General features: G+C 44.0%; 26 protein-coding genes. 21 read left to right on the top strand and 5 right to left on the bottom strand.

The window, feature by feature from the left end; translation table 11 throughout:
• Positions 1 to 2: 2 nt before the first annotated feature.
• From FIV01_RS10665 to FIV01_RS10650, 4 genes are read right to left on the bottom strand one after another with little or no spacing between them, the layout of a single operon-like run.
• The gene (locus FIV01_RS10665; RefSeq protein WP_152430987.1) at positions 3 to 182 is read right to left on the bottom strand and encodes a DUF2897 family protein; all 180 of its coding nucleotides are present in this window, start codon (positions 180 to 182) and stop codon (positions 3 to 5) included.
• Positions 182 to 865, bottom strand: coding sequence for a M15 family metallopeptidase (locus FIV01_RS10660; protein ID WP_152431717.1), 684 nt, complete (start codon positions 863 to 865; stop codon positions 182 to 184). Before FIV01_RS10660 ends, FIV01_RS10665 begins: the two co-directional genes overlap by 1 nt.
• Before the next feature lie 2 nt (positions 866 to 867).
• On the bottom strand, positions 868 to 2,001 hold the full coding sequence (dapE, locus tag FIV01_RS10655) for a succinyl-diaminopimelate desuccinylase (protein ID WP_152430986.1): 1,134 nt from the start codon (positions 1,999 to 2,001) through the stop codon (positions 868 to 870).
• Between the two features lie 11 nt (positions 2,002 to 2,012).
• Positions 2,013 to 2,366 carry an ArsC family reductase gene (locus tag FIV01_RS10650; RefSeq protein ID WP_152430985.1) on the bottom strand — a complete coding sequence of 118 codons (354 nt, stop codon included), beginning with the start codon at positions 2,364 to 2,366 and terminating at the stop codon, positions 2,013 to 2,015.
• A gap of 200 nt (positions 2,367 to 2,566) precedes the next feature.
• Between FIV01_RS10650 and FIV01_RS10645 the strand changes: the two genes are divergently transcribed.
• Positions 2,567 to 2,869, top strand: a complete 303-nt coding sequence (locus FIV01_RS10645) for a winged helix-turn-helix domain-containing protein (protein WP_152430984.1) — start codon at positions 2,567 to 2,569, stop codon at positions 2,867 to 2,869.
• A gap of 22 nt (positions 2,870 to 2,891) precedes the next feature.
• Here FIV01_RS10645 and FIV01_RS10640 read toward each other — a convergent pair whose 3' ends face one another.
• Entirely contained in the window at positions 2,892 to 3,236 is a 345-nt protein-coding gene (locus FIV01_RS10640) for a DUF2956 domain-containing protein (RefSeq protein ID WP_152430983.1), read from the bottom strand.
• A 120-nt stretch (positions 3,237 to 3,356) separates the two neighbouring features.
• Here FIV01_RS10640 and FIV01_RS10635 point away from each other — a divergent pair, with 120 nt between their 5' ends.
• From FIV01_RS10635 to FIV01_RS10540, 20 genes are all read left to right on the top strand, one after another.
• Positions 3,357 to 3,821, top strand: coding sequence for a DUF2919 domain-containing protein (locus tag FIV01_RS10635; RefSeq protein ID WP_152430982.1), 465 nt, complete (start codon positions 3,357 to 3,359; stop codon positions 3,819 to 3,821).
• A 79-nt stretch (positions 3,822 to 3,900) separates the two neighbouring features.
• On the top strand, positions 3,901 to 4,803 hold the full coding sequence (locus FIV01_RS10630) for a Dyp-type peroxidase (protein WP_152430981.1): 903 nt from the start codon (positions 3,901 to 3,903) through the stop codon (positions 4,801 to 4,803).
• Between the two features lie 155 nt (positions 4,804 to 4,958).
• Positions 4,959 to 5,711, top strand: a complete 753-nt coding sequence (locus FIV01_RS10625) for an SDR family oxidoreductase (RefSeq protein ID WP_152430980.1) — start codon at positions 4,959 to 4,961, stop codon at positions 5,709 to 5,711.
• A gap of 74 nt (positions 5,712 to 5,785) precedes the next feature.
• Positions 5,786 to 6,919 (top strand): flagellin, encoded by a 1,134-nt coding sequence (locus FIV01_RS10620; RefSeq protein WP_152430979.1) that lies wholly within the window; start codon positions 5,786 to 5,788, stop codon positions 6,917 to 6,919.
• 238 nt (positions 6,920 to 7,157) lie between these two features.
• A complete protein-coding gene (locus FIV01_RS10615; protein WP_152430978.1) occupies positions 7,158 to 8,291 on the top strand; it encodes a flagellin in 1,134 nt (377 codons plus the stop codon).
• 228 nt (positions 8,292 to 8,519) lie between these two features.
• On the top strand, positions 8,520 to 9,653 hold the full coding sequence (locus tag FIV01_RS10610) for a flagellin (RefSeq protein ID WP_152430977.1): 1,134 nt from the start codon (positions 8,520 to 8,522) through the stop codon (positions 9,651 to 9,653).
• Positions 9,654 to 9,723: 70 nt separating this feature from the next.
• Complete coding sequence (gene flaG, locus FIV01_RS10605) at positions 9,724 to 10,152, top strand: flagellar protein FlaG (protein WP_152430976.1); 429 nt, start codon at positions 9,724 to 9,726, stop codon at positions 10,150 to 10,152.
• A gap of 20 nt (positions 10,153 to 10,172) precedes the next feature.
• The gene (fliD, locus tag FIV01_RS10600; protein ID WP_152430975.1) at positions 10,173 to 12,197 is read left to right on the top strand and encodes a flagellar filament capping protein FliD; all 2,025 of its coding nucleotides are present in this window, start codon (positions 10,173 to 10,175) and stop codon (positions 12,195 to 12,197) included.
• Positions 12,181 to 12,504 carry a flagellar protein FliT gene (locus FIV01_RS10595; RefSeq protein WP_152430974.1) on the top strand — a complete coding sequence of 108 codons (324 nt, stop codon included), beginning with the start codon at positions 12,181 to 12,183 and terminating at the stop codon, positions 12,502 to 12,504. The genes fliD and FIV01_RS10595 overlap by 17 nt, the downstream gene beginning before the upstream one ends.
• 11 nt (positions 12,505 to 12,515) lie before the next feature.
• Complete coding sequence (fliS, locus tag FIV01_RS10590; protein WP_152430973.1) at positions 12,516 to 12,926, top strand: flagellar export chaperone FliS; 411 nt, start codon at positions 12,516 to 12,518, stop codon at positions 12,924 to 12,926.
• A gap of 256 nt (positions 12,927 to 13,182) precedes the next feature.
• Entirely contained in the window at positions 13,183 to 14,649 is a 1,467-nt protein-coding gene (locus FIV01_RS10585; protein ID WP_152430972.1) for a sigma-54 dependent transcriptional regulator, read from the top strand.
• A 124-nt stretch (positions 14,650 to 14,773) separates the two neighbouring features.
• On the top strand, positions 14,774 to 15,835 hold the full coding sequence (locus tag FIV01_RS10580) for a sensor histidine kinase (RefSeq protein ID WP_152430971.1): 1,062 nt from the start codon (positions 14,774 to 14,776) through the stop codon (positions 15,833 to 15,835).
• On the top strand, positions 15,835 to 17,235 hold the full coding sequence (locus FIV01_RS10575; protein ID WP_152430970.1) for a sigma-54-dependent transcriptional regulator: 1,401 nt from the start codon (positions 15,835 to 15,837) through the stop codon (positions 17,233 to 17,235). Before FIV01_RS10580 ends, FIV01_RS10575 begins: the two co-directional genes overlap by 1 nt.
• A 96-nt stretch (positions 17,236 to 17,331) precedes the next feature.
• A complete protein-coding gene (gene fliE, locus FIV01_RS10570) occupies positions 17,332 to 17,643 on the top strand; it encodes a flagellar hook-basal body complex protein FliE (RefSeq protein WP_152430969.1) in 312 nt (103 codons plus the stop codon).
• Between the two features lie 79 nt (positions 17,644 to 17,722).
• Positions 17,723 to 19,408: a flagellar basal-body MS-ring/collar protein FliF gene (gene fliF, locus FIV01_RS10565; protein WP_415846713.1), complete on the top strand. Its 1,686-nt coding sequence runs from the start codon at positions 17,723 to 17,725 to the stop codon at positions 19,406 to 19,408.
• On the top strand, positions 19,401 to 20,447 hold the full coding sequence (fliG, locus tag FIV01_RS10560) for a flagellar motor switch protein FliG (RefSeq protein ID WP_114786692.1): 1,047 nt from the start codon (positions 19,401 to 19,403) through the stop codon (positions 20,445 to 20,447). The genes fliF and fliG overlap by 8 nt, the downstream gene beginning before the upstream one ends.
• 24 nt (positions 20,448 to 20,471) lie before the next feature.
• Positions 20,472 to 21,272, top strand: a complete 801-nt coding sequence (gene fliH, locus FIV01_RS10555; RefSeq protein WP_152430967.1) for a flagellar assembly protein FliH — start codon at positions 20,472 to 20,474, stop codon at positions 21,270 to 21,272.
• Complete coding sequence (fliI, locus tag FIV01_RS10550) at positions 21,272 to 22,603, top strand: flagellar protein export ATPase FliI (protein WP_152430966.1); 1,332 nt, start codon at positions 21,272 to 21,274, stop codon at positions 22,601 to 22,603. The genes fliH and fliI overlap by 1 nt, the downstream gene beginning before the upstream one ends.
• A 3-nt stretch (positions 22,604 to 22,606) precedes the next feature.
• Entirely contained in the window at positions 22,607 to 23,047 is a 441-nt protein-coding gene (gene fliJ / locus FIV01_RS10545; RefSeq protein WP_152430965.1) for a flagellar export protein FliJ, read from the top strand.
• Positions 23,048 to 23,072: 25 nt separating this feature from the next.
• Complete coding sequence (locus FIV01_RS10540; protein WP_246210397.1) at positions 23,073 to 25,214, top strand: flagellar hook-length control protein FliK; 2,142 nt, start codon at positions 23,073 to 23,075, stop codon at positions 25,212 to 25,214.
• Positions 25,215 to 25,220 lie beyond the last annotated feature (6 nt).

Genomic DNA, 25,220 nt, shown 5'->3' with positions numbered 1-25,220 from the left:
TGCTATTGAGGCGGGTCCTGTTCGTTATTTTCAGAGGGCTTGTTAGAGTCTTCTTGTGGCGATTCTTTTTTTTCCATCTGGCCAAATTTCATTTTGGCTGTGTATTTAAGTGCTGCGATGTTTCCGATCACCACACTTAAAACAATAACAATGATAACCCAAGGGTTAGTCAGTAAATCCATTAACTTGCCTCAGTGCTGATGTTGATAATGTATTGATTGTATATAGTATCTAACTCTGCGAGCACTGAATCTACTCCCTTTAAACCGCAGTTTGAAACTTGGTCATTTAAAGTGCCAAGTTCAAAAAGGGATAAACATAGTGATGCCGTCGCCTTATGACTGATATGCCAGGGCTCGGCAGCCACACCACCTCTATCCTCTGCATAGGGAAAGAAAAAGCCAAATTTCCTGAGATTATTTTGCAGCCATTGATAAAACTGAGCCTGATGACCAGTGAGGTATTCCCAAGGCTCCAATTGCAATTTAATGCCTTCAGGTAAGCTTGCTTTATCAAACACATCGAAGTCAGTTCCCCAGTGATGTCTACTTGCGCCCGGCAGCGCAGACCAGCGTAAGATGGCATAGATCTTTTCGCGCTCTGAAAGGTTACTGATATCAAGAGGCTGGCCATCTTGGTTGAGAGTTGGGAGTTGCCCCGTTATCTTGCGGTCCCAGATGGATTTTTGTCGTTCAAAATCGCGAAATCCGCTCGCTATATGGAAATCAAATCCGGCTTGAACGGCTGCGTCTCTCAGCAACTGAAGGTCGCCTGTGACCATGGTATGTACAAGTAAAGACTGCTCGCCAATGTGAGTGTCGATGAGATGTGTGTTTACTTTACCAACCAGCTGCTCAGGCGTCATTGTCATGCCAATACATTCTCCAGTGTCTTTTGATACATATTGGTCAGTTTCTCAAGATCGTCAATTTTCACGCACTCATTAACTTTGTGAATAGTGGCATTAACGGGACCCAGTTCAACAACTTGACCTCCCATACGAGCAATAAAGCGGCCGTCTGAGGTGCCACCTGTGGTTAGCAACTCAGGTTTAGTTTGATTGACGTCTCCAACAGCGGTAACAACAGCATCAAGTAAGTCGCCGGTATCGGTTAGGAATGGGTCTCCGTTGAAGGTCCAATCCAATTGATAATCTAGGTTGTGTTTACTTAGTGTGTCCTTTACCCGCTTAACAATCATGTCGTTATTCAGTTCAGTACTATAGCGCAGGTTGAACTGAACCTTGAGCTCGCCTGGGATCACGTTCGAAGCCCCAGTTCCTGCCTGAATATTTGGGATCTGAAAGCTGGTGGGCGGAAAATAGTCGTTACCTTGATCCCACTCTGTTTCGGCCAATTCATTCAGAGCCATTAGAGACTGATGTACTGGGTTTTTTGCAAGGTGAGGGTAAGCTACGTGTCCCTGAATACCTTTGACTGTTAAGTCGCCAGTGATAGAGCCTCTGCGACCATTTTTTACTACATCGCCAACGACTTCAGTACTAGAGGGCTCGCCAACGATACACATGTCAATGTTTTCATCACGTTCCATCAGAGCCTCTACGACTCGAACAGTACCATTGATAAATGGCCCTTCCTCATCGGAAGTAATGAGAAAGCCAATCGAGCCTTTGTGATTTGGGTTCTGGGCAATAAATTGCTCAACTGCAACAACCATTGAAGCGAGTGAGCCCTTCATGTCTGCTGCACCGCGACCATAGAGGAACCCATCCTTGATGGTTGGCTCAAAAGGTGGTGTATCCCAAAGTTCTAGATTACCTGCTGGGACAACATCTGTATGTCCAGCAAAAGCAAACAGCGGAGCTTCGGTTCCACGACGAGCCCAGAAGTTAGTGGTATCTTCAAAAACCATCACTTCTATTTTGAACCCTAGTGCTTGTAAGCGTTCTATCATTACATTTTGACAACCTGCATCCACAGGGGTTACCGACTGGCGACTAATCAGGTCTTTTGCGAGTGCCAAAGTAGGTGTGTCAGTCATTCTCTAATTCCTTATACAGCAGAGAAGATAGCGGAGTATTGTTCGGCTTTAAAGCCAAGATGGTAATGGTTATCTGTAACCAGAATCGGCCTTTTTATCATAGGTGGTTGTTCACTTAGCAGCGCTATTGCCAGTTCTTCATTTAGGTTATCTTTTTGTTCTTGGCTTAATTGGCGATAGGTTGTACCACGCTTGTTAACGACATTTTCCCAACCAAGCTGCTGGCAAAATACTGCAATCATATCCTTGTTAATTCCGTGCTTTCTATAGTCGTGGAATTGGAATTCTATTCCTTCCTTTTCTAGCCATTTCTTCGCTTTTTTGATGGTATCGCAATTGGGAATGCCATACATGGTGATTGTCATAACTTAACCTTTAAATAAACTCTATTGACGCTTTGGGCATCCTAGCAGGAAGTATCAATATAGACAAAAGTGTGAGCAAACTATTTTATCTATGCAAAACATGCATTCAATCTTTGGTGATGGAGTGGTTATTGATCGAACGCAACGCATGAGTCTACAAAACAGAAATAATGACCTTGTTTATTTGTTAGGAGGTGTCAATGGAGCTGAATCCTATTTTCGCAAGGCGCTTATATTTAGCATTATTGGTGCAAAATCTTGATAGGCCTAATGTCCCCAAACTTATTGAAAATACGGGCTGGCCACGTCGCACTATTCAAGATGTTCTTAAAGCATTACCCAGAATTGGTATTGAGCTAAATTTTGTTCAAGATGGACGCCGCCATAATGACGGCTATTATCAACTTTCTAACTGGGGCCCTTTTGATTACCAGTGGGTGTCCGATAGACGAACAGATATAGAAACAAGCTTGGGGTTCAATGCGCAGTTTGCAAAAGGGTGATAAGCACATTGCTTTTTTAAGATTAGAGCTTTACTGCATAAAGAATGAAGCCAAGCCAGCTTACAACAAGTAGGGTCCAAGGGATAAAAGAAAACCATGGGTGACTTGCCGTAGAGTGGGTACTCTCAGTCCCTATGTTGGTCTCGACTTCAAGTTGAGTATGTTTGACTTTCCTTAATTTCTTTTTGGCTTTGTCTGCTTGGCGTGCTTTTTCTTTTTGTTGTTTTTTGTACTGAGCAATACCCTTCTCTATCCCTTGAGCTATTAATTTTGTTTGTTCTTTAGTCTGACCGGGTTTTTGAGTCGCTTTTGCTATCTTTAACGCTTCTTGTTGAGTTTCAGGTGAAGGAGATACTTTGTTTTTCATTAGTCGTATGCTGAGTGAACCTTAATAAGGGTATTCTAACACGGTTTAATTTTATCAAGAGATAGCAATATCGGATGAATAGTATAAAGTAGGGTGATTATTAATAGTTATGACGTTATCGTGCGCTACAGTCTAGAACAATATGATAAACATGGCTTTCTCAAGGCTCCCTTGTGGCTTTGGCTAGGTTGGCTGTTTCTCGCTAAAGCTTGGGTGATTTTCATTCTAGCTGGTGCAAGCAGGGAAAATGGCGCTCAAATTCTTGATATTATTTACCCTGACCATGCTTTGTTTTATTTAGACCTTGGTATGGGGCTGCCAAGTTTAGCTTTGATGTGGGCAATTGGCTTACGAAGCCCAGATAGAGGGTGGGTGAGCAAAATCCTCAGTGTCGCTAAACCTATTACTCTCTTGATTATATCCGGACAGTTTTCTCAAACTGTTTACCATGTCTATCTTGAACACGGTGTATTTCAATGGTCCAGTGCGATTACCCTTGTCATCCTGTTATGGTTTATGCTTTATACCTACAATAGCCGTCACGTAAGAGAGAGCTTGAGGCATCAGCCCAAGATAACAAACTAAATAACCTATTGATAACCTGGTTATTAAAATTACAATAAGCATAATACACTGAGAAATTATTAAATGTGAGGACACAACTATGTCGACCCCTCAAAGTGCCATTCTTCCTGAAGCGAGTCCTTTTGCTCAGTACACTTTGTTGAAAGTGAAGCAAAATCAAGCAGAAGTTTTAAAACAGTTACAATCACTACCAGCTTTGGTTGAAGAGCTTAATAGCCAGCAAACCGGTGCTGATTTAATGCTTTCGATCGCTTTTACCCGATCTTTTTGGAGCCAGCTTGATGCCCCTGTTCCAGAAGAACTGATAGATTTTCCGCAGCTAGGAGAAGGGGATATGCTGGCACCTAGCACAGATGTTGATGTGTTAATACATTGCCATTCAAAGCGTCATGATTTACATGTTCATCTTCTATGTAAGTTATTTGAGAACATAGCCGAATACGTTTCGGTTGTTGATGAAACATATGGCTATCGATATCTAGATGCACGTGATATGACAGGGTTTATTGATGGTACAGAAAACCCACATGGCGACCAGCGCCAAGAAGTCGCTATAATCCCACAAGGTGAGTTTGCAGGGGGTAGCTATGTAATGTTGCAACGTTTTGTGCATAACTTACCAGCGTGGAATCGCATCAATGTTTCAGCTCAAGAAAAAGTGATCGGACGCACCAAAGCTGATTCTATTGAGTTAGACAATGTCCCCGCCGCTTCTCATGTCGGACGGGTTGATATAAAAGAAGAAGGTAAAGGGCTTAAGATCGTTCGCCACAGCTTACCTTATGGCAGTGTGTCAGGTGATCACGGCCTATTATTTATTGCTTATTGTCATACTCTGCACAATTTCAAGGCGATGCTAGAAAGCATGTATGCGGTCACAGATGGCAAATATGATCAGTTACTACGTTTTTCAAAAGCGGTGACAGGCGCTTACTTTTTTGCCCCGTCAGCCCAAATGCTAAAAACGCTGACCATAAAATAAGTTCAGCGACCAATTAAGAAAATGAAGCTGAACCTCAGTGTTCGGCTTTTTACTAGCTTGTGTTGGTTATATCACATTCATCTCATTAGCTTTGTAATTTAAGATTTTGTTATTTATAGTGTTTTAAATTCTTTTCAGCGTATAAATGTAAATTCATGAACCATTCTAAAGTCGTTATTGTTACCGGAGGTGGGCGCGGCATCGGAGCTGCAACCGCCAAGCTTTTTTCTCATCATGGTTATGCCGTGTGCATTAACTACAAGTCTAACTCTAACGTGGCGACTGCCCTTGCCAATGAGATTAACTCGAGTGGTGGACGTTGCATTGCTGTGCAAGCGGATGTGTCTCAAGAAGTCGAAGTTTGCCGTTTGTTTGATACGGTAGATACAGAGCTCGGCCAATTAACGGTTCTTGTTAATAATGCTGGGATTTTGCAAACACAGATGCGCTTAGATGAGATGAATGCCGAGCGTATCAATACTATTTTGACCAATAATGTGACGAGTTACTTTTTATGTTGCCGAGAGGCGGTTAAGCGAATGTCGACTCGTCATGGAGGTTTAGGAGGCGTCATAGTTAACGTATCGTCAACGGCGGCCAGAACAGGTTCCCCTAATGAATATATTGATTACGCTGCATCGAAAGGCGCAATCGATACCTTGACCAAGGGTTTGTCTCTTGAAGTGGCAAAAGAGGGAATAAGAGTTAACTGTGTTCGCCCTGGGTTGATTCATACCCAAATGCACTCGGATGGTGGAGAGCCTGAGCGTGTCGATAGGCTAAAAAGTCATATTCCAATGCAGCGAGGCGGTTTGCCTGAGGAGGTTGCCGAAGCTATCTATTGGCTTGCCTGTGAAAAATCATCGTTTTCTACCGGCAACTACTTGGATTTAGCGGGCGGCTTGTAGGCGATAAAAAGCTAAAGAAAATCTTTTTTTGCCGATATAAGTATTAGTCCTCATGAGTAATACAACTAAACGTTATGGCCATCACTGTTAATACCAATGTCTCAGCAATGACGGCGCAAAGGTATTTAACCAATGCAACAGACATGTTGAACCAGTCTTTGGAGAGGTTATCTTCAGGCTATCGTATTAACAGTGCAAAAGATGATGCTGCTGGCTTACAGATTTCTAATCGTCTGGAATCGCAAATGAGAGGTTTGAGTGTTGCGATGCGCAACGCCAATGATGGAATATCCATCATGCAAACCGCCGAAGGAGCGATGAACGAGTCTACTAACATTTTGCAACGAATGCGCGACCTGTCTTTACAATCTGCAAATGGTTCAAATAGCCGCTCAGAGAGACTGGCATTACAAGAAGAAATGGCGGCTTTGAATGATGAATTGAATAGAATCGCTGAAACTACCTCTTTTGGTGGTCGAAAGTTGCTCAATGGCTCATTTTCTAGTTCTGCTTTCCAAATTGGTGCAAGTTCAGGTGAAGCGGTTCAAATATCGTTGAACAATATGCGTTCAGACTCGCTAGAAATGGGTGGTTTTAGCTATCTATCCGCCAACAAAGTCGATCAACATTGGCAAATTAAACAAAGCTCCAGAATATTAGTGATGCAATATACCGATGTTTTTGGTCAGCAGGAGTCGATTCAAATTGAAGCCAAAGTTGGTGATGATATTGAAGAACTGGCTACTTATATTAATGGCCAAACGAGTAAGGTTTCAGCCTCGGTTAATCAAGATGGACAGTTGCAGATTTTTATGGCGGGCAAAGAAACATCAGGCACCATTTCTTTCTCTGGCAGCTTGGCCAATGAGCTTCAAATAGGATTATCTGGTTATGAAGCGGTTGATAACTTAGATATTTCTGAGGTTGGAGGGGCACAACGAGCCGTCGCTGTAATCGATACGGCTTTGCAGTATGTCGATAGCCATCGAGCTGAGTTGGGAGCGATGCAAAATCGCTTTGGGCACGCGATCAGCAACCTTGGCAACATTAACGAAAACTTAGCGGCATCAAAGAGTCGTATTAAAGATACTGACTATGCAAAAGAAACCACTCAAATGGTCAAGCAGCAAATCTTACAGCAAGTCAGTGCCTCTATTCTTGCGCAGGCCAAACAACAGCCAAACCTTGCTCTAACTTTGCTTGGTTAAGCTCATCGCCGATTCGGCAATCTTCATTAAAGCTATAGAGAAAAATGCCACCTTTTTAATGTTTTTTGAGTTTTGATCAAATTTACTTCTCCCAGCATATTTTTTTCAAAAATAACGCAAAAAAATTCTCAAGGTTTGAGAAATAGAGCCGTTAATAAAAGTAACTTTGAGAGAACTACTTTTGATTTTCCGAGACGTCGGGAATCGCAACACAGGAAAATCAAACGGAGAAATCACCATGGCAGTGAATGTAAACACCAACGTAGCAGCAATGACAGCACAACGTTACCTAAACAGCGCTAACAACGCGCAGCAAACATCAATGGAACGTTTATCTTCAGGCTTTAAGATTAACAGTGCAAAAGATGATGCAGCGGGTCTCCAAATCTCAAACAGATTAACATCTCAGAGTAGGGGGCTTCATGTGGCGGTACGCAATGCCAATGATGGTATTTCAATTGCTCAGACTGCAGAAGGTGCTATGAACGAAAGTACTAACATCTTACAACGTATCAGAGACTTGTCTCTTCAATCAGCAAATGGTTCAAACTCACGTTCAGAGCGAATTGCATTGCAAGAAGAAGTGACGGCTCTTAACGATGAATTAAACCGTATTGCGGAAACCACATCATTTGGTGGCAATAGATTGCTTAACGGTACTTATTCAACCCGCGCTTTCCAAATTGGTTCTAACAGCGGTGAAGCTGTGATGCTAACCCTTAATAATATGCGTTCTGACAATGTTGGCATGGGTGGTGGTATGTATCACGCAGCAAACGGTAAAGATAAAGACTGGGTTGTTGAAGCAGGTACAAATGACATCACGATGGACCTTGTTGATAATGAAGGCAACGCACAAACCATTACTATCAATACAAAAGTCGGTGATGATATTGAAGAAGTGGCTACTTACATTAATGGTCAAACTGAGTTAGTCAGTGCTTCAGTAGACGGCGAGGGTAAACTACAAATCTTTGCTGGCACAGATAAGGTCCAGGGTGATGTGACCTTTAGTGGTGGGTTAGCGGGTGACTTAAGTATGGGACCAAGAGAGGCGGTCACTGTTGATACTATCGATGTTACAACAGTGGGTGGAGCCCAGCAATCAGTCGCGATTGTGGACTCAGCTCTAAAGTACGTCGACAGTCACCGCGCAGAACTTGGTGCTTTCCAAAACCGATTCACTCATGCAATTACTAACTTGGATAACATCAATGAGAATGTGAATGCATCTAAGAGTCGAATCAAAGATACCGATTTTGCCAAAGAGACAACTGCACTGACCAAGTCACAGATTCTATCTCAAGCGTCCAGTTCAATCTTGGCTCAAGCAAAAGAAACACCAAATACGGCTCTAAACCTACTTGGTTAAGTCTAAATAAAAGAAAAAAATCCAGCTTAGGCTGGATTTTTTTTTGCATTTTAATTGTCTGATTTTAAATAACTTTGTTGCATATTTGCTCTGTTTGGGAATTTTTTTTCAAACTTTTCTCTAAAGGATATATTTGCTCAGCCGTTAACAAGACTGAGAGAAATGAGATGTGCTAAAGCGAGGTGAGAGACGCTAAGGTACATCACCTTAATGCCTAAGGAGATCAGTATGGCAATTAACGTAAACACGAATGTGTCTGCGATGACTGCTCAGCGATACCTTAATGGGTCGGCTGACGGCATGCAGAGATCAATGGAGCGTTTATCATCGGGGTACAAAATTAATAGTTCCCGGGATGATGCAGCAGGGCTTCAAATATCCAACCGTTTAACATCGCAAAGTCGTGGTTTAGACATGGCGGTGAAAAACGCTAACGATGGTATCTCAATTGCACAAACCGCAGAAGGTGCAATGAACGAGACGACAAACATCCTTCAACGTATGCGGGATCTATCCCTTCAATCGGCGAATGGTTCGAACTCACGTTCGGAACGTCTTGCGATTCAAGAAGAGGTCGCTGCACTCAATAATGAGCTTAACCGTATTGCCGAGACAACTTCTTTCGGTGGTAACAAACTCTTGAACGGTACTTATGGTAGCCAATCCTTCCAGATAGGCGCTGGCTCAGGTGAGGCAGTCATGCTCACCATGGGTAATCTGCGCTCTGATAATGAAGGTATGGGAGGCAAAGCTTATGTTGCTCAGACAGGACAAGCTACGGATTGGAGAGTTTCTCAAGGCTCAACCGACCTTACACTCGACTATACTGATGTATATGGTGAAGCTCAGACACTAACCATTAATGCCAAAGAGGGCGATGATATTGAACAGCTCGCTACTTACATCAATGGTCAGAGTCCAGATATTAAGGCGTCTGTTGGCGAAGAAGGTAAATTGCAACTATTTGCTGCCAATAACCGAGTCGCATCTGATGTCACTATTGGTGGTGCGTTGGGTGGCGAAATTGGTTTTGGAGCAGCAGAAGATAGGACGGTTGCTGATGTTGATGTCTCTACTGTTGCTGGCTCGCAAATGGCAGTCTCCATCATAGATGGCGCTTTAACGACTGTAGATAGTCAGCGTGCGGAGTTAGGGGCATTCCAGAACCGTTTTGGCCATGCGATCAGTAACTTGGATAACATAAACGAGAATGTGAATTCATCTCGTAGTCGTATTCGAGATACAGACTATGCAAAAGAAACGACTGAAATGACTAAGTCGCAGATTTTGCAGCAGGCGAGTACGTCTGTTTTGGCGCAGGCCAAACAGTCACCATCAGCAGCTCTTAGCTTATTAGGTTAACCAGTAGGTTCGAACGAGCTTATTGGTAGGTAACCAAGTTACCAACCTATAAGGTGGAAGGGAGATTGTTATGGAAATACCATCCAACACATCGAACATCCAGCCTTACGGCTCAGAAAGTGGCACTAAAGTTGCTTCAAAGTATGGTGGTGCACAACAAGTTTCCTCGCGGAAAGAACAGGTTTCTACGACCGAGGTGAGAGAGCAAGCTGCTCAAGCTGTTGAACAAGCAATTGAAGCGTCTCAACAACGTGAAAAGCTCAACAGGGCTGAGCGGCAACGTATGGTACAGCAAATGAATGATTTCATTTCGTCCATCAACACTGGCCTATCTTTCCGGGTCGATGAAGAGTCGGGAAGGGATGTAGTAACCATTTATGAAGCGGATACTGGTGATATTATTCGCCAGATACCCGATGAGGAAATGTTAGAAATACTGCGACGCCTGAGGGATCAGACAGCTCGATATTCGTCGGGACTTCTGAACCAGACGGTTTGATCGTATTTTGAGGTGATTGAATGAGCTTTGGCCCCGTAGGGATGAATTCTGGCATGGATATCAATGCCATGGTCAGCAAAGTTGTTGATTCGGAGCGTGTTCCTAAACAGCAACGAATTGACAGTGAGCGTGACAAAATTGATTCCAGTATCAGTGCTTACGGTCGGCTCAGAGAGTCGTTGGATACGATGAAAAACTTGATGGTGAGCTTTCGCCAAGAGAAAGCTTTCGCCGCAAGAAAGGTTGAATCGACAGATGAAACCGTCGTTTCTGCGACAGCAACCACTGAAGCTATCGCTGGTAGATACGCTATTGATGTGTTGCAGCTTGCCCAGAGTCATAAAATTGCATCTGATGTAATGCCGCAAGATGCAAAGTATGGCCCGGGCAAGCTGCAGATTTCTTTAGATAATAAGGAATTTACAGTACAGGTAAAAAACAATTCAAAGCTTACTGATATTGTTCGCGGCATCAATGAAAGTAAAGCAAACCCGGGTGTTCGCGCCTCAGTTATTAATGATGTTGAAGGTCCGCGCCTTATTGTTGCCTCAAGCAACTCAGGTGAAAAGAATGCACTGACCTTAAGTGCTGAAGCAGAGCCTGGTAATCTCCTTAAACAACTCGAATATAAAACGTTAGAGCAGCGCGTCAAAGACCTAGAAGAAGCGCGAGCGACAGCGCAAGATTTAATAAAGCCATTGACTGACGAAGAGCAGGCTGTGGCGGATAGAATAGCAGAAAACAATATTAAAGCGGCAAAAGTTGTCGATCAAGAAATTGCCGATGCTTCCAAACAAGCGGCAATCGCTGCTGATCCAAATGCAGCTAAAGATGCAAGTGCGGGTAATGAATTATCAGATGTCGCTGCTGTTGCAGCCGCAACCGCTGGTACGCAAGCAAGCCAATACCTTAGACCTGAAGAGAGGATTCCAGGTTGGACAGATACGGCATCTGGGACTTTGTTGGACTCATATTGGGAACCAGAGCCTCAACTTGATGCAAAAGCGTTAGAAAAAGCGCCCGACGTTCCGGGCTGGAGCCCGTCTGCATCAGGGACTTTGACAGATTCTTATGTTACCCCCAAAGAAGCACAAGCGGTTCTTGAAGCTAAGAAAGCCGATCTTGAAGAGAAATTAGCGCAAGAGAAAGCCTCTCTAGATGCAAAAGTACTGTCTGGCGAATTGACGCCTGAAGAAGCAAAGCAGATTGAACTGTCAAAATTACCTCAAGAAGAAAGAGAGTACCTAGAACGTATTGACAAAGCTCAAGCTGACTTACAATCGGCACAAGAGTCTTTTGATGCCTACCGAGGTATGACACAGGTTCAGGCTGCTCAAGATTCCAAAGTGCTGCTTGATGGCGTGGCTCAACTTTCTAGCGATAATAATATTATTGAAGATGCCATTGAAGGCGTCGATTTGACGTTAAAGGGACGCTCGGACAGGAACAAAGCGCCCTCCGAAATTGACATCGAATATGACCGCTTGCGAGTTCGCGCTGATATTGAACAGTTTGTCGCTGCTTATAACCAGTTTTATCAAGTATCCAAAGAGCTAGCAGGCGTTGATCCAAGAACTGGTCAAGCCGGCCCGCTAGCGGGAGAAAGTGTTGTACGAAATGCAGACTCCAGACTGAAATCAGTCTTTTCAGCGCCAATTGAGCCTGCCTCTGATGACCTTAAAACACTGACAGAGTTTGGTATAGCAACGACTCGTCAAGGTACGTTAGAAATCAATTATGATATGTTAGATCGCCAAATTAATAATAACTTTAACAAGTTAGAGGACTTCTTTGGTGGTAATCAGGGTTTTGCAAAGAAAGTAGAAGAGGCTATTCAAGGAATAACTGGCGTTACAGGGACGCTTAGGACTCGTGAACAAACCATGATTGACCGAAACTACAGTCTTGATGATGATCAAGCCGTTTTGGATAGACGCATGGAAAGTCTTGAAAAACGCACACACGCCAAATTTTCGGCAATGCAGGATGCTACAAGTAATATGCAGTCTCAGTTAGCGAGTATGATGAATGCACTTGGCGGATGATTTTTTGAAAACCTTGTCACAACTTAGTGACTTAGATCGCAAAATTACGCTTAAGCTTGCAGAGGTTGAGATTAACTCTGCAGAAATTCTTGATCAGGTCGATACAAGGGAACAGATATTGCTAACCTTGATTAGTATAATAAATGAGAATGATGAGTTAGCACAGCTACCAGAATGGCATGATGCCATAAAGCGCACTCAGTTGACTGTTGAGTTAATGCAAAAGAAAACCGCAGAACTTGGCAGTGATTTGAAAAAGTATCGCTACGGCAATAAGTCGGTTCAGCAGTACAAAAAATTTTTATAAAGAGGGTTGTTATGCGTGGTTCATTACAGGCTTACAAGAAGGTATCAGTAGATAGCCAGCTCAGTGCTGCCTCCCCGCATAAGATTGTTCAAATGCTTATGGCAGGCGCTATTGAACGTTTGATTCAAGGTAAAGCGGCAATGGAGCAAGGCAATATTCCGATAAAGGGAGAAAGGCTGGGCAAGGCGCTGGACATTATTATCAGTTTGCGTAGCTGTTTGTCGATGGATGACGGTGGTGACATTGCGCAAAACCTTGATCAACTCTATGAATTTATGATTTCTCAAATCACCGAAGCTAATCATAAAAATGATCCTCAGCCTATTGATGATGTTATTGAGATAATCCGTGAAATTAAGTCTGCTTGGGAACAAATACCCGCTGAGTATCACAATTTAACTGCAAGCGATGCGGGAAATTGAATTAAAATGTTGATTTAATCTACGTTTTAAACAGATATTTCACTCAAATCTTTTGGTATAAGCATCACATCACCTAAATGCTTGGTTGCCTTTATTTTTTTATCAAATAGAATATAAGCCACTAACTCGTTTAGTGGCTAAGTTTGTGGCTTAATTTTATAAATTGTCTATCACTAATCCTGTTCTATAGTTAGATTAGTCGCCAGAACAAAATATCAGCCATAACGTTTGAAAATTAAGGCAATAAATCTCACCTATGCAAGGTTTAGCAAAGCTGCTCGTAATTGAAGACGATGCGCAGGCGCGCGTCGGTTTGCGTAACATACTAGAGTTCGTTGGAGAACCGTGTGAGGCGATAAGCTCTGCACAGTTAAACGACGTAGACTGGTCTAGTGTTTGGACTGGCTGTATTCTTGGTTCTATGAATAACCAAGGTTTTTCCACCCAATTAAATGGCCAACTACTGAAATCCGTTCACGTTCCTTTACTTATGCTGGGGCCTCACACTTATCCAGTTGAAGAGATGACCAATTATGTTGGTGAACTGGAGTACCCCTTAAATTATCCTCAACTGAGCGAAGCCCTACGCCACTGTAAAGAGTTTCTCGGGCGCCAAGGGATAAACCATACTGCTTCTTCTCGTGATGACACCTTGTTTCGCAGTTTGGTTGGTCAGAGCATTGGAATACAGGAAGTAAGACACCTTATAGAGCAAGTCTCTTCGACAGAAGCTAATGTGCTTATACTGGGAGAGTCTGGAACAGGCAAAGAAGTCGTCGCTCGCAATATTCACTACCATTCTGCACGCAAGACTGGACCATTTGTGCCAATAAACTGTGGTGCTATCCCCCCTGACTTGTTAGAGAGCGAGCTATTTGGCCATGAAAAAGGGGCTTTTACAGGAGCGATTACTTCGCGTAAAGGACGTTTTGAATTAGCTGAAGGCGGTACTTTGTTTTTGGACGAGATTGGTGATATGCCAATGCCAATGCAAGTTAAACTCCTCAGAGTATTACAGGAAAGATGCTTTGAACGTGTTGGTGGTAATGCAACCATAAGAGTTAACGTCAGGGTTATCGCTGCTACTCATCGAAACCTCGACAATATGATAAAAGAGGAGTCTTTTCGAGAAGACTTGTATTATCGGCTAAACGTTTTCCCTATTGAAATGCCTCCTTTACGTGATCGTATTAACGATGTGCCTCTTTTACTCCAAGAATTAATGGCTCGTATGGAGTCTGAAGGTACTCGGCCAATTTGTTTTACTCCAAGATCTATTAACTCACTCATGGAGCATAATTGGCCAGGTAATGTTAGGGAACTGGCCAATTTGGTCGAAAGGATGGTAATTCTTTATCCAAATAGCTTAGTTGATGTTAATCATTTGCCGACCAAGTATCGCTACAGTGATATTCCTGAATTTCACCCTGAGTATAATGCATTTGCTTCCGTTGAGGAGCAAGAGCGTGATGCCCTACAAGACATATTCTCTGAAGGTTTTAGTCTCGATAAGTCAGAGGGAATGCAAGAACATGTCCATGCTCCTCAAGAGCTTCCTCCTGAGGGGGTTAACCTCAAGGAAATGATTGCAGAGATAGAAGTGAGTATGATTAATCAAGCTTTAGAGGCGCAAGATGGCGTGGTTGCTCGTGCTGCAGATATGTTAGGTATGAGACGTACAACGCTAGTAGAGAAGATGAGAAAGTACAATGTCCAACGTTAGTTGTGTCAATTCTTAGTGTTGTCAAAATTCTGACTTTGATTTAAGTTGTTGAATATAAAAGATAATAGTCTGGCTTGCTTCTTGCATTTCAGACTATTGTTGTTTTTAAAGGCAGAAATACGACATGCAAGCAGCTCAAGCTACTACGAATAAAACACCACTTGGTACTATTGAAGAGCAAGTTGAGAGATACAAACAAGTATTAGATGTCATGCCAGCAGGAGTGATCTTGTTAGACACACAGGGTGTTGTGCATGAAGCCAACCCAGAAGCTCAGCGACTACTGGAAATGCCGCTCGTTGGACAAAAGTGGTTTGAAGTTATTCAGGGGGCATTTGCTCCTAGAGAGGATGATGGACATGAAGTCTCTTTACGAAATGGGCGTAAAGTGAGGCTTGCTATCTCTGCTTCACCTACAGGACAACTAATACTTATCACTGATTTGACCGAAACACGACTGTTACAGTCGCGCATAAGTGATCTTCAACGCTTGTCTTCGCTTGGACGAATGGTTGCCTCACTGGCACATCAAGTACGTACTCCCTTGTCCAGCGCTATACTTTACGCGTCAAATCTAAGTGCGCCTAACTTACCTTCGTCAACTAAACAACGCTTCCAAGCTAAGTTGATGGACCGCTTACACGATTTAGAAAAACAAGTGAATGATATGTTGCTGTTTGCCAAAGGCGGTGACAACAAGGTGGTTAAATCTTTTACTGTTTCCGAATTAGTCTCTGAATTTTCCCCAATGGTTGAGACGGCTCTAAAAAACAATCAGATTGATTACCACCTAGAAGTTGAACAAGAAGAAGCTCAACTTCTAGGTAATGCTAACGCCATAGCATCGGCTCTAAGTAACTTAGTGATGAACGCGATACAAATTTCTGGCAAAGACTCTCAAGTCGACGTTTTTTTTAGACCTGTGCGCAATGAGCTTAAAATTTCGGTTCAGGACAATGGGCCTGGTGTGCCGAAAGAACTACAAGATCAAATTATGGAGCCGTTTTTTACAACTCGCTCTCAAGGAACAGGGCTTGGACTTGCTGTTGTACAGATGGTATGCCGTGCTCACGATGGAAGGCTCGAGCTTATTTCTGAGCAAGGAGAAGGAGCATGTTTTACAATCTGCATCCCTCTTGAAAGCAGCTCGCAGAATAATCCCGAGATAATCAAAGGAGAAGGATAATGACGCAAAGCAAAGTACTGATCGTGGAAGATGATGAAGGCTTGCGTGAAGCCTTGGTTGATACTCTTGCCCTTGCAGGATATGAATGGTTAGAAGCTGACAGCGCAGAAGATGCGCTGCTCAAGCTCAAATCACATTCTGTTGATATAGTGGTAACTGATGTGCAAATGGCAGGGATGGGAGGACTAGCCCTACTGCGCAACATCAAGCAGCATTGGCCAAACATTCCAGTTCTACTGATGACGGCATATGCGAATATTGAAGATGCTGTTTCTGCGATGAAAGACGGAGCTATCGATTATATGGCCAAGCCATTTGCGCCTGAAGTTTTGCTCAATATGGTTAGTCGATACGCTCCCAGTAAATCTGACGATAATGGTGATGCTGTTGTTGCGGACGATAAAAGTCTTAAATTATTGGCCATGGCGGATAAAGTAGCTAAAACAGACGCGAATGTTATGGTGCTTGGCCCCAGTGGTTCGGGTAAAGAAGTCATGTCACGTTACATTCACAATGCATCAAATCGTAAAGATGGCCCTTTTGTCGCAATTAACTGTGCGGCTATTCCAGATAACATGTTAGAAGCGACTCTATTTGGTTATGAAAAAGGGGCGTTCACTGGTGCTGTACAAGCGTGTCCAGGGAAATTTGAACAAGCCCAAGGTGGAACAATTCTTCTCGATGAAATCAGCGAGATGGATTTGAATCTTCAGGCTAAGTTACTACGTGTTCTGCAAGAGCGAGAAGTTGAACGTTTGGGAAGCCGCAAAAGCATTAGACTTGATGTGCGTGTTTTAGCAACGAGTAACCGAGATCTAAAACTTTATGTCCAAGAAGGAAATTTTCGAGAAGACTTATATTATCGGTTAAATGTGTTTCCTCTTGCTTGGCCAGCTCTTTGCGAGCGTAAAAATGATATCGAGCCTCTTGCTAGGCACCTTGTTGAACGTCATTGCAAAAAATTAGGGCTTCCTGTTCCTAACTTGGCTGTTGATGCCTTAAATAAACTCCATGCTTATCATTGGCCCGGTAACGTTCGTGAATTGGATAATGTGGTCCAACGAGCGCTTATTTTAAGTGAAAATGAGCAGATTAACGCCGAACATATCCTTCTTGAAGGACTTGATTGGCAAGACGCGTGCAGCTTGCAGCACATAGTGGAAACCGGTCAGATTAGCGCGCCTAGTATAAAGCCATTGGCTGAAGTAGAAGGCGAGTTCCCAGTGTCCTCTGGTTTAGGAGGCGAATTACGAGAGCAGGAGTTTGCGATTATTCTCGACACGTTAGCAGAGTGCAATGGTCGGCGTAAAGACATGGCTGAGAAACTGGGTATTAGCCCTCGGACGCTGCGCTACAAGCTTGCAAAAATGAGAGATGCAGGCATTGAAATCCCCAACTAAAGTATGGGTGTTAATGCCAAATATTTATGGCATGTAGATTGCAGATTATTCTAACAACAAGGATTATGGTCAAAGAGTTGACGGTTGAGGTGCTCAATGAAAGTGGATAGTTTTCAAGGCGAATTACAAGCCATGATGTTTGAGGCAGCCAATACAAAGCCTGCAGTAACGGGACAGAAAGTTGGTGCTGACTTTAAGGATATGCTCAACAGCGCAATTAATAATGTCAACGGATTAGCTAAGTCATCAAGCAACTTACAAATGCGTTTCGACAGAGGTGACGACGATATTTCGTTGTCTGACGTTATGATTGCGAGAAACAAGTCGAGCGTTGCGTTTGAAGCAACAATTCAAGTGCGCAATAAGCTTGTCGAAGCGTACAAAGAATTGATGAATATGCCAGTTTAAGCGATAGGTACTGTCTGTGTCAGAAGAAGAAACCCCATCAACAGAGCTAGCTGTAGCGGAAGATGCGCCGGATACAGGTGTGGTAGCCGCATCCGATTTGGATATTGATATTCAAAATCCAGATTTGAACGAACAGAGCTCAAAGAAATTTGATATGGCTGTTGGAGATCTTGACCTTCTTCGTCAGATTGTACTTGTCTTCTCTATCTCCATTTGTGTTGCCTTAATTGTGATGCTATTTTTCTGGGTTCGAGAGCCTGAAATGCGTCCATTAGGGGCGTATGAGACGGAGGAGCTGATACCTGTACTAGACTACCTTGATCAAGAAAAAATAGATTATAACCTTGATGGTAATACGATTTCTGTGCCTGCCAGCGAGTATAACTCAATCAAGTTAAATATGGTTCGTGCTGGCTTGAATAGCGAAAAGCAGGCTGGAAATGACATATTAATGCAGGATATGGGTTTTGGCGTTTCGCAGCGTTTGGAGCAAGAACGTCTGAAACTCAGTCGAGAGCTTCAACTTGCTAAAGCGATCGAGGAAATGAAACATGTACGTAAAGCACGTGTCCTACTTGCTTTACCAAAACGAAGCGTGTTTGTTCGGCATAATCAGGAAGCGTCTGCTTCTGTATTCCTCACTCTTCGTATGGGAGCTTCTCTAAAACAAGAAGAGGTCGATTCGATCGTTGATATAGTTGCAAGTGCGGTCCCTGGTATGAAGCCAAACCGCATCACTGTCACAGATCAACATGGTCGTCTTTTGAGTTCAGGCTCTCAAGATCCCGCTTCAGCAGCTCGGCGCAAAGAGCATGAGCTCGAGAGAAAACAAGAAGAAGCACTGCGTGAGAAAATTGACTCTGTGCTTATTCCTATTCTGGGTTTTGGTAACTACACCGCGCAGGTCGATATCCAGTTAGATTTCAGCGCAGTGGAGCAAACCCGTAAGCGCTTTGACCCCAACACACCTTCTACTCGAAGCGAGTACACCTTGGAAGACTATAATAATGGCAATGTCGTCGCTGGTGTCCCGGGTGCCCTTAGTAACCAACCTCCTGCAGATGCCTCAATACCGCAAGACGTTGCTCAAATGAAGGACGGGTCTTTGCTTGGGCAAGGCTCTGTGCATAAGGAAGCGACGCGTAACTTTGAACTGGATACTACGATCAGTCATGAGCGACGTCAGACTGGTGTTGTTAACCGTCAAACGGTTGCTGTTGCGATAAAAAATCGTCCTACGACCAACCCTGATACGGGTGAAACGACTTATCAACCGATTTCTGATGCTGAATTGAAGTCCATTCGCGAGGTATTGATTGGTACAGTAGGTTTCAATGAAAGTCGAGGTGATTTACTCAACGTCCTTAGTATGCAGTTTGCAGAACCCGAAGTGGAAGTCATCGGTGAAGTGCCGATTTGGGAGCACGAGAACTTTAATGATTGGATGAGATGGTTAGCCAGTGCGCTTGTCATTATCGTGATAGTTCTTGTTTTGGTCCGCCCAGCAATGACCAAACTACTGAACCCTGCTTCGGACGATGATGAGGACATGTATGGGCCTGATGGTTTACCCATTGGGGCCGATGGTGAAACAAGCCTTATTGGCGGGGACATGGACGGTGGAGAATTGTTTGAGTTTGGCTCTAGCATAGACTTACCAAACCTCCATAAAGATGAAGACGTGTTGAAAGCGGTTCGAGCTCTGGTAGCGAATGAGCCTGAACTTGCGGCACAAGTAGTGAAGAACTGGATGGAAGATGGCTAATGACGTTGCCCCTCAAGGTGAGGGCGAAGAAAACACCTTGGATATTGAAAGTGTACCCGGTGAAGAGCGTGCGGCGATCCTTTTGCTGAGTCTTAATGAAGAAGACGCGGCTGGCATCATTCGCCATCTAGAGCCCAAACAAGTACAGCGCGTAGGTAGTGCAATGGCTCAGGCTGCTAGCTTCAACCAAGAGAAGGTGAGTGTTGTTCATCGGGCCTTTTTGGAAGATATCCAGAAATACACCAATATAGGTATGGGTAGTGAAGACTTTATGCGTAATGCTTTAGTTGCTGCTCTAGGCGAAGACAAAGCTAACAACCTTGTTGACCAGATATTACTTGGCACAGGCTCGAAAGGCTTGGATTCCCTAAAATGGATGGATCCTCGTCAGGTGGCCAGTATCATTATCAACGAGCACCCTCAGATTCAAACTATAGTACTTTCTTATCTAGAGCCCGATCAGTCAGCCGAAATTTTGACACAGTTTGCCGAACGTGATGCCCTTGACTTAGTAATGAGAATTGCCACGTTAGAGGAAGTACAGCCTTCAGCCCTTGCTGAGTTGAATGAAATCATGGAGAAACAGTTTGCCGGTCAGGCGGGTGCTCAAGCCGCGAAAATTGGTGGTACTAAAGCTGCGGCCGAAATCATGAACTTTATGGATAACCAGATGGAAAGCATCATGATGGAGCAAATCCGTGAGCAAGATGAAGATATGGCAACACAGATTCAAGATCTTATGTTTGTATTCGAAAACCTTATCGAAGTCGACGATTCAGGTATCCAAAAACTGCTGCGTGATGTTCCGCAAGAGTCTCTTCAGAGAGCACTCAAAGGCGCAGATGATGCTCTGCGTGAAAAAATCTTTAAGAATATGTCTAAACGAGCGGCAGAACTTATGGCTGATGACCTTGAAGCCATGGCGCCAATTAAAGTTTCTGACGTTGAAGCTGCGCAGAAAGAGGTTTTGGCCGTTGCACGTAAAATGGCTGACTCCGGTGAAATTGTTCTTGGCGGTGGTGCCGATGAATTCTTATAGTCTTGAACATTAGGTAATTTGGTCATGTCAGATGAAAGAAAACGCGGATACCTGCGTATAGAAGAAGGGGACCTTGCTCATAAAACTGAGTTGTGGGGTATGCCAGATTACTCTTCGGAAACTCGTTCTCAGGCTAAAGAGACCGCCTTGAATTATGACCCCAGTTGGATGCCAGCACTTCCAGAGTCAGAGCCAGAACCACCGCAAGAGCTAACAGAAGAAGAAATAGAACAAATTAAGCAGCAAGCTTATGAAGAAGGACTGTTACAAGGGCAAGAAGCGGGTTTTACGCAAGGGTACGAAAAAGGAAAAGAGCAAGGAAACGCTGAGGGCCACAAGGAAGGTTTTGAAACGGGCAAAGCCGAAGGAGTAGAAGCTGGACAAGAGCTTATTCAGGCGCAAATTAGTACTTTTGTTGATTTGGCTAATCAGTTTGCTCAGCCTCTTGAACTGCTTAATGTACAAGTCGAAAAACAGATCGTTGATATGGTGCTAACTTTGGTCAAAGAAGTTGTCCATGTTGAAGTTAAAATCAATCCTAAAGTGGTGTTAGATACCGTTAAGCAATCTGTCGAATCCCTGCCAGTATCTGGACATTCGATTACGGTCAAACTGCATCCTGATGATGTTGAGATTGTGCGTTCTGCATATGGTGAGGGGGAGCTGGAGTTTCGTAATTGGCTGCTGGTGTCTGAACCCGCACTCAACCCAGGTGACTTACAAATTGAAGCGGGTGAGTCCAGTGTTAATTATCGATTAGAGGACAGAATCCGTAGTGTTCTCGATAACTTCTGTGGCGCAAATCATCATCAAGGTGGTGACTAATGTTAGCGCTTGCTGAACGTCTCTCGCATTATCAAACGGATAGCCTGACTTGTCGCCCTGTCGCTTCGGGTAAGTTGGTTCGTGTCGTTGGGCTTACATTAGAAGCGGCTGGGTGCCGAGCGCCGATCGGTAGTTTATGTCAGGTTGAAACGATACATGGCCACATGGATGCTGAAGTTGTCGGCTTCTCGGGCGATAATTTATTCCTCATGCCTAGTGAGCAAATAACAGGGGTTCTACCAGGAGCCAAAGTGACGCCCTTAGCGACAGATTCTGGTTTGCCTGTCGGGATGGAATTGCTTGGGCGTGTTATCGATGGTGTTGGTAATCCGCTCGATGGGCTTGGGCCCCTGTACACGGATAAGCGCGCCAAGTTTAATTCTGATCCTATCAATCCTCTTTCTCGAAAGCCTATCTCTGAGCCCTTAGACGTTGGGATAAAAGCAATCAACAGCTTACTTACTGTGGGTAAAGGCCAACGTATTGGCTTATTTGCTGGTTCTGGTGTGGGTAAATCAGTCACTTTGGGCATGATGACGAGAGGAACCACTGCGCAAGTCGTAGTGGTGGGTCTTATCGGTGAGCGTGGGCGCGAAGTGAAAGAATTTATTGATGACATACTTGGCGTTGATGGTCGTCAGCGCTCTGTTGTTGTTGCAGCACCTGCAGATTCTTCTCCACTCATGCGTCTAAAGGGATGCCAAACAGCACTGACTATAGCCGAATATTTTCGCGATCAAGGCCTTGATGTCTTACTTTTATTGGATTCTCTCACCCGTTTTGCACAAGCCCAGCGTGAAATCGCCTTATCTGTTGGTGAGCCGCCTGCAACTAAAGGCTATCCACCTTCTGTCTTTGCCAAGCTTCCTTCTCTGGTAGAGCGGGCAGGCAATGGCAGTCAAGAGCATGGTTCAATTACGGCTTTTTTCACTGTTCTTACTGAGGGAGATGACTTACAAGACCCGATTGCTGATGCTTCAAGGGCGATACTTGATGGCCATATTGTATTGTCGCGTGAAATGGCAGATGCTGGACACTACCCAGCGATTGATGTTGAAAAGTCAGTCAGTCGAGTGATGCCACAGGTGACAGGCGAAGAACAAATTCTGATGTCCAAAGCTGTGCGGCAGGTTCTATCGGTTTGTAGAAAAAACCAAGACTTAGTCTCTATTGGTGCTTACAAGCCTGGTTCAGATCCTGCGATAGACAGTGCGTTTACACTCAAACCTAGGTTGGATGCTTACTTACAGCAAGGAATGAAAGAAACCGTCCCCTTTGATATGAGCATCAGTATGTTGCGTAACTTGCTGCAAGTTCAAACGGAGGAGTAATGTATGGATAATGCGATGGTATTTCTTCTTGAACAAGCTAAAGAACGTGAAAATCAAGCGGTGCTTGCGCTCAGCCAAGCCAGAGCTGAGCTAGATGACTATTATCAACAGTTGAAACAAATAGAGAATTACCGCTTGGACTATTGTGATCAGCTTGTCGAAAAAGGTAAGCAGGGTTTGACGGCCAGCCAATATATGCATTTGAACCGATTTTTAACAACACTGGATGAGACTCTTTCTAAACAGAAGCAGGCAGAGCAACATTTCATCTCTCAAGTAGAAAATTGTGAGCATAATTGGACGGAATGCCGCAAGCAGCGCCGATCTTATGAATGGCTTATCGATAAAAAACAAGAAGAAAAGCAGCGAATACAGCATATCCGCGAACAAAAGCAAATGGATGAGTTTGCTACAGTCCAGTATGCGCGCCGATCTGCAAACTAGTACTAGGTAGAGTCAATAATCTTGTATGACTAAACGACTTGGCTCGCTTTTTGCTCAATCATTGTTAAATATTGCTGCGTCGCTGATGATTGTTCTAATGATTGTCTGTGGCTGTTCTCAATCGTATGTGAGTGCTCTGTTTATGAATGTGAATATAACCCAAGTTTCCGACTTTTCTAAAGCAACCTCGACGACATCCCAGTCCGCAGAGACTGAGCAATCAGAAGGTTTTTTTGCTAAGTTAGCTGCGTTTATAAAAGGTGAGTCCAGTGAAAAGCAATCAGCAGATGGAGTGACAGTGGATTCTCCTGTTGAAGGAGGAGAAAGCACTAAGTTGATGCTAGAACAAGAGGTTAGCCTTGATGGTGACGTCGGTAATGAGGACGTTCCCCTTCTCGTTAAAAATAACGTATCCGATTCAGAAAAGCATATTGATGCTGACAGCCTTAAAGATCAATCGCAAGTTTTAGCCGAAGGAGCGGCGCAAAAGAGCGGACCAGCAATACCTAGCAATTTACTCGAATCTGATGCGGAGAAAATAGTATCCGAAAATGGTGAATTACTCGGAAGGTTGGACGATGCGAACAAAGCATTACAAGACCAACTCGGCAAGGAGTTGCCACTTAAGGGTATCGATAATCAGATCCTCGTTAGTGACGACCTAAACACTCATCATAATCAAACCATTTTACGGCAAGCCATCGGTAAAGAGGCGGCAACAACCGACTTGTTTAGCGGCATTGATAGCATAGAGGCGGCAACAACCGACTTGTCTAGTGGCATTGATAGCATAGAGTCGGCAACAACCGACTTGTCTAGTGGCATTGATAGCATAGAGTCGGCATCGTTGGCTCAGGCTATTTCTCAAGAGCAATATGCAGACATCCCTGAAATAGCTAAGCAGTTTATTGAATCTGAACAGATGCCGTCAGACGCCGTTCTTCCCACTGAATTAATGGCACACAAGCTTTCAAGTGTGAATAAAGCGGACAAACTAGATGCGCTTGATGTAGAACAGGTGAAGCTTGCGATTGAAGGAGACATTGAGCGCTTGAAGCATCAGCTTAAAGAGCAAGGTCTCTCAGGTAATGAAATAGAGCAAATTGTTGAATCTGCGAAGGCGCAGGCTATGTCTGAGCAATTGCCAAGTCATATTACTCCAGTAGCAAAAGCAGTACATACTGAGTTGCGAAGCGCTGACCTTAATCCACACAGCACAAATATAGCTGAGAGTGCTAATGTTCAGGCTAACCCGGTAGAGGCAGTAGAAGCAACACCTGCAATGGCAACGTCGGCTATCCCTTGGTCAGCATCACCTGAAGAAGCGGTAAGTAATGAGATGTTACAAAAACTTGATGGAAAACATAAGGCGCTCCAAGCTTCTGTTGTCCAGTCAACCTCCCAAGTGTTGAATCAAGCTTCTCAATCATCCAACTTAGCGAATAGTCAGCATATTATTGCGCCTACACCAAACGTCCCGCTTGCGAATGATGTGTCTATTAATCAGCTTCAGCAGGTTGCCGCTACCCCTGTCGCCAGTGAGCAGGCTGTGTTAAAGGCCGCAATGGGTGCTAAAACTTTGGGGGCATTAGGGAAGCTTTCTCAATCAGGGGCTAAGCAAGGAGCGGCATCAGGCCAAGAGTTTGGTTTAGCTCAGCAATTATCTCAGGCTGCTGGGCAACAGGTTGGTGCTGGACAAACACAATTGCGTGCCGAGCAAGCTTCGGCTCAAGCACCTTTGCCGTTAAATAGAGAGCTTGCCGGTGACCAAGTTGCTGAGCGTGTTCAGATGATGATGTCTAAAAACCTTAAGAATGTAGATATTCGTCTTGATCCTCCAGAGCTTGGGCGATTGCAAATTCGCTTAAATGTAGGGGGAGATGGTGCAACGGTACATTTTACAGTTGCAAACCAGCAAGCCAGAGATGTGATTGAACAATCTATGCCTCGCTTAAGAGAAATGTTGGCTCAGCAAGGGGTACAACTGGGTGATTCATCGGTTCAGCAGCAGTCTTCCGGGCAGCAGAATCGCTATGCTGGAAATAACTCGGGTAATGGTCAAGGCGACAGCCATCAGGCCTTTTCTAGTGAAGAAAACCTTGAACCAGGCGTCAATCTTGATTTGAATGTGACAACAAAGCGTGATGGAATCAGTTATTACGCTTAAACTATA

Source organism: Vibrio aquimaris, assembly GCF_009363415.1.
GTDB classification, from domain to species: domain Bacteria; phylum Pseudomonadota; class Gammaproteobacteria; order Enterobacterales; family Vibrionaceae; genus Vibrio; species Vibrio aquimaris.
The sequence above is the reverse complement of the archived record's forward strand: the minus strand, read 5'-3'. Positions and strand labels throughout refer to the sequence as shown.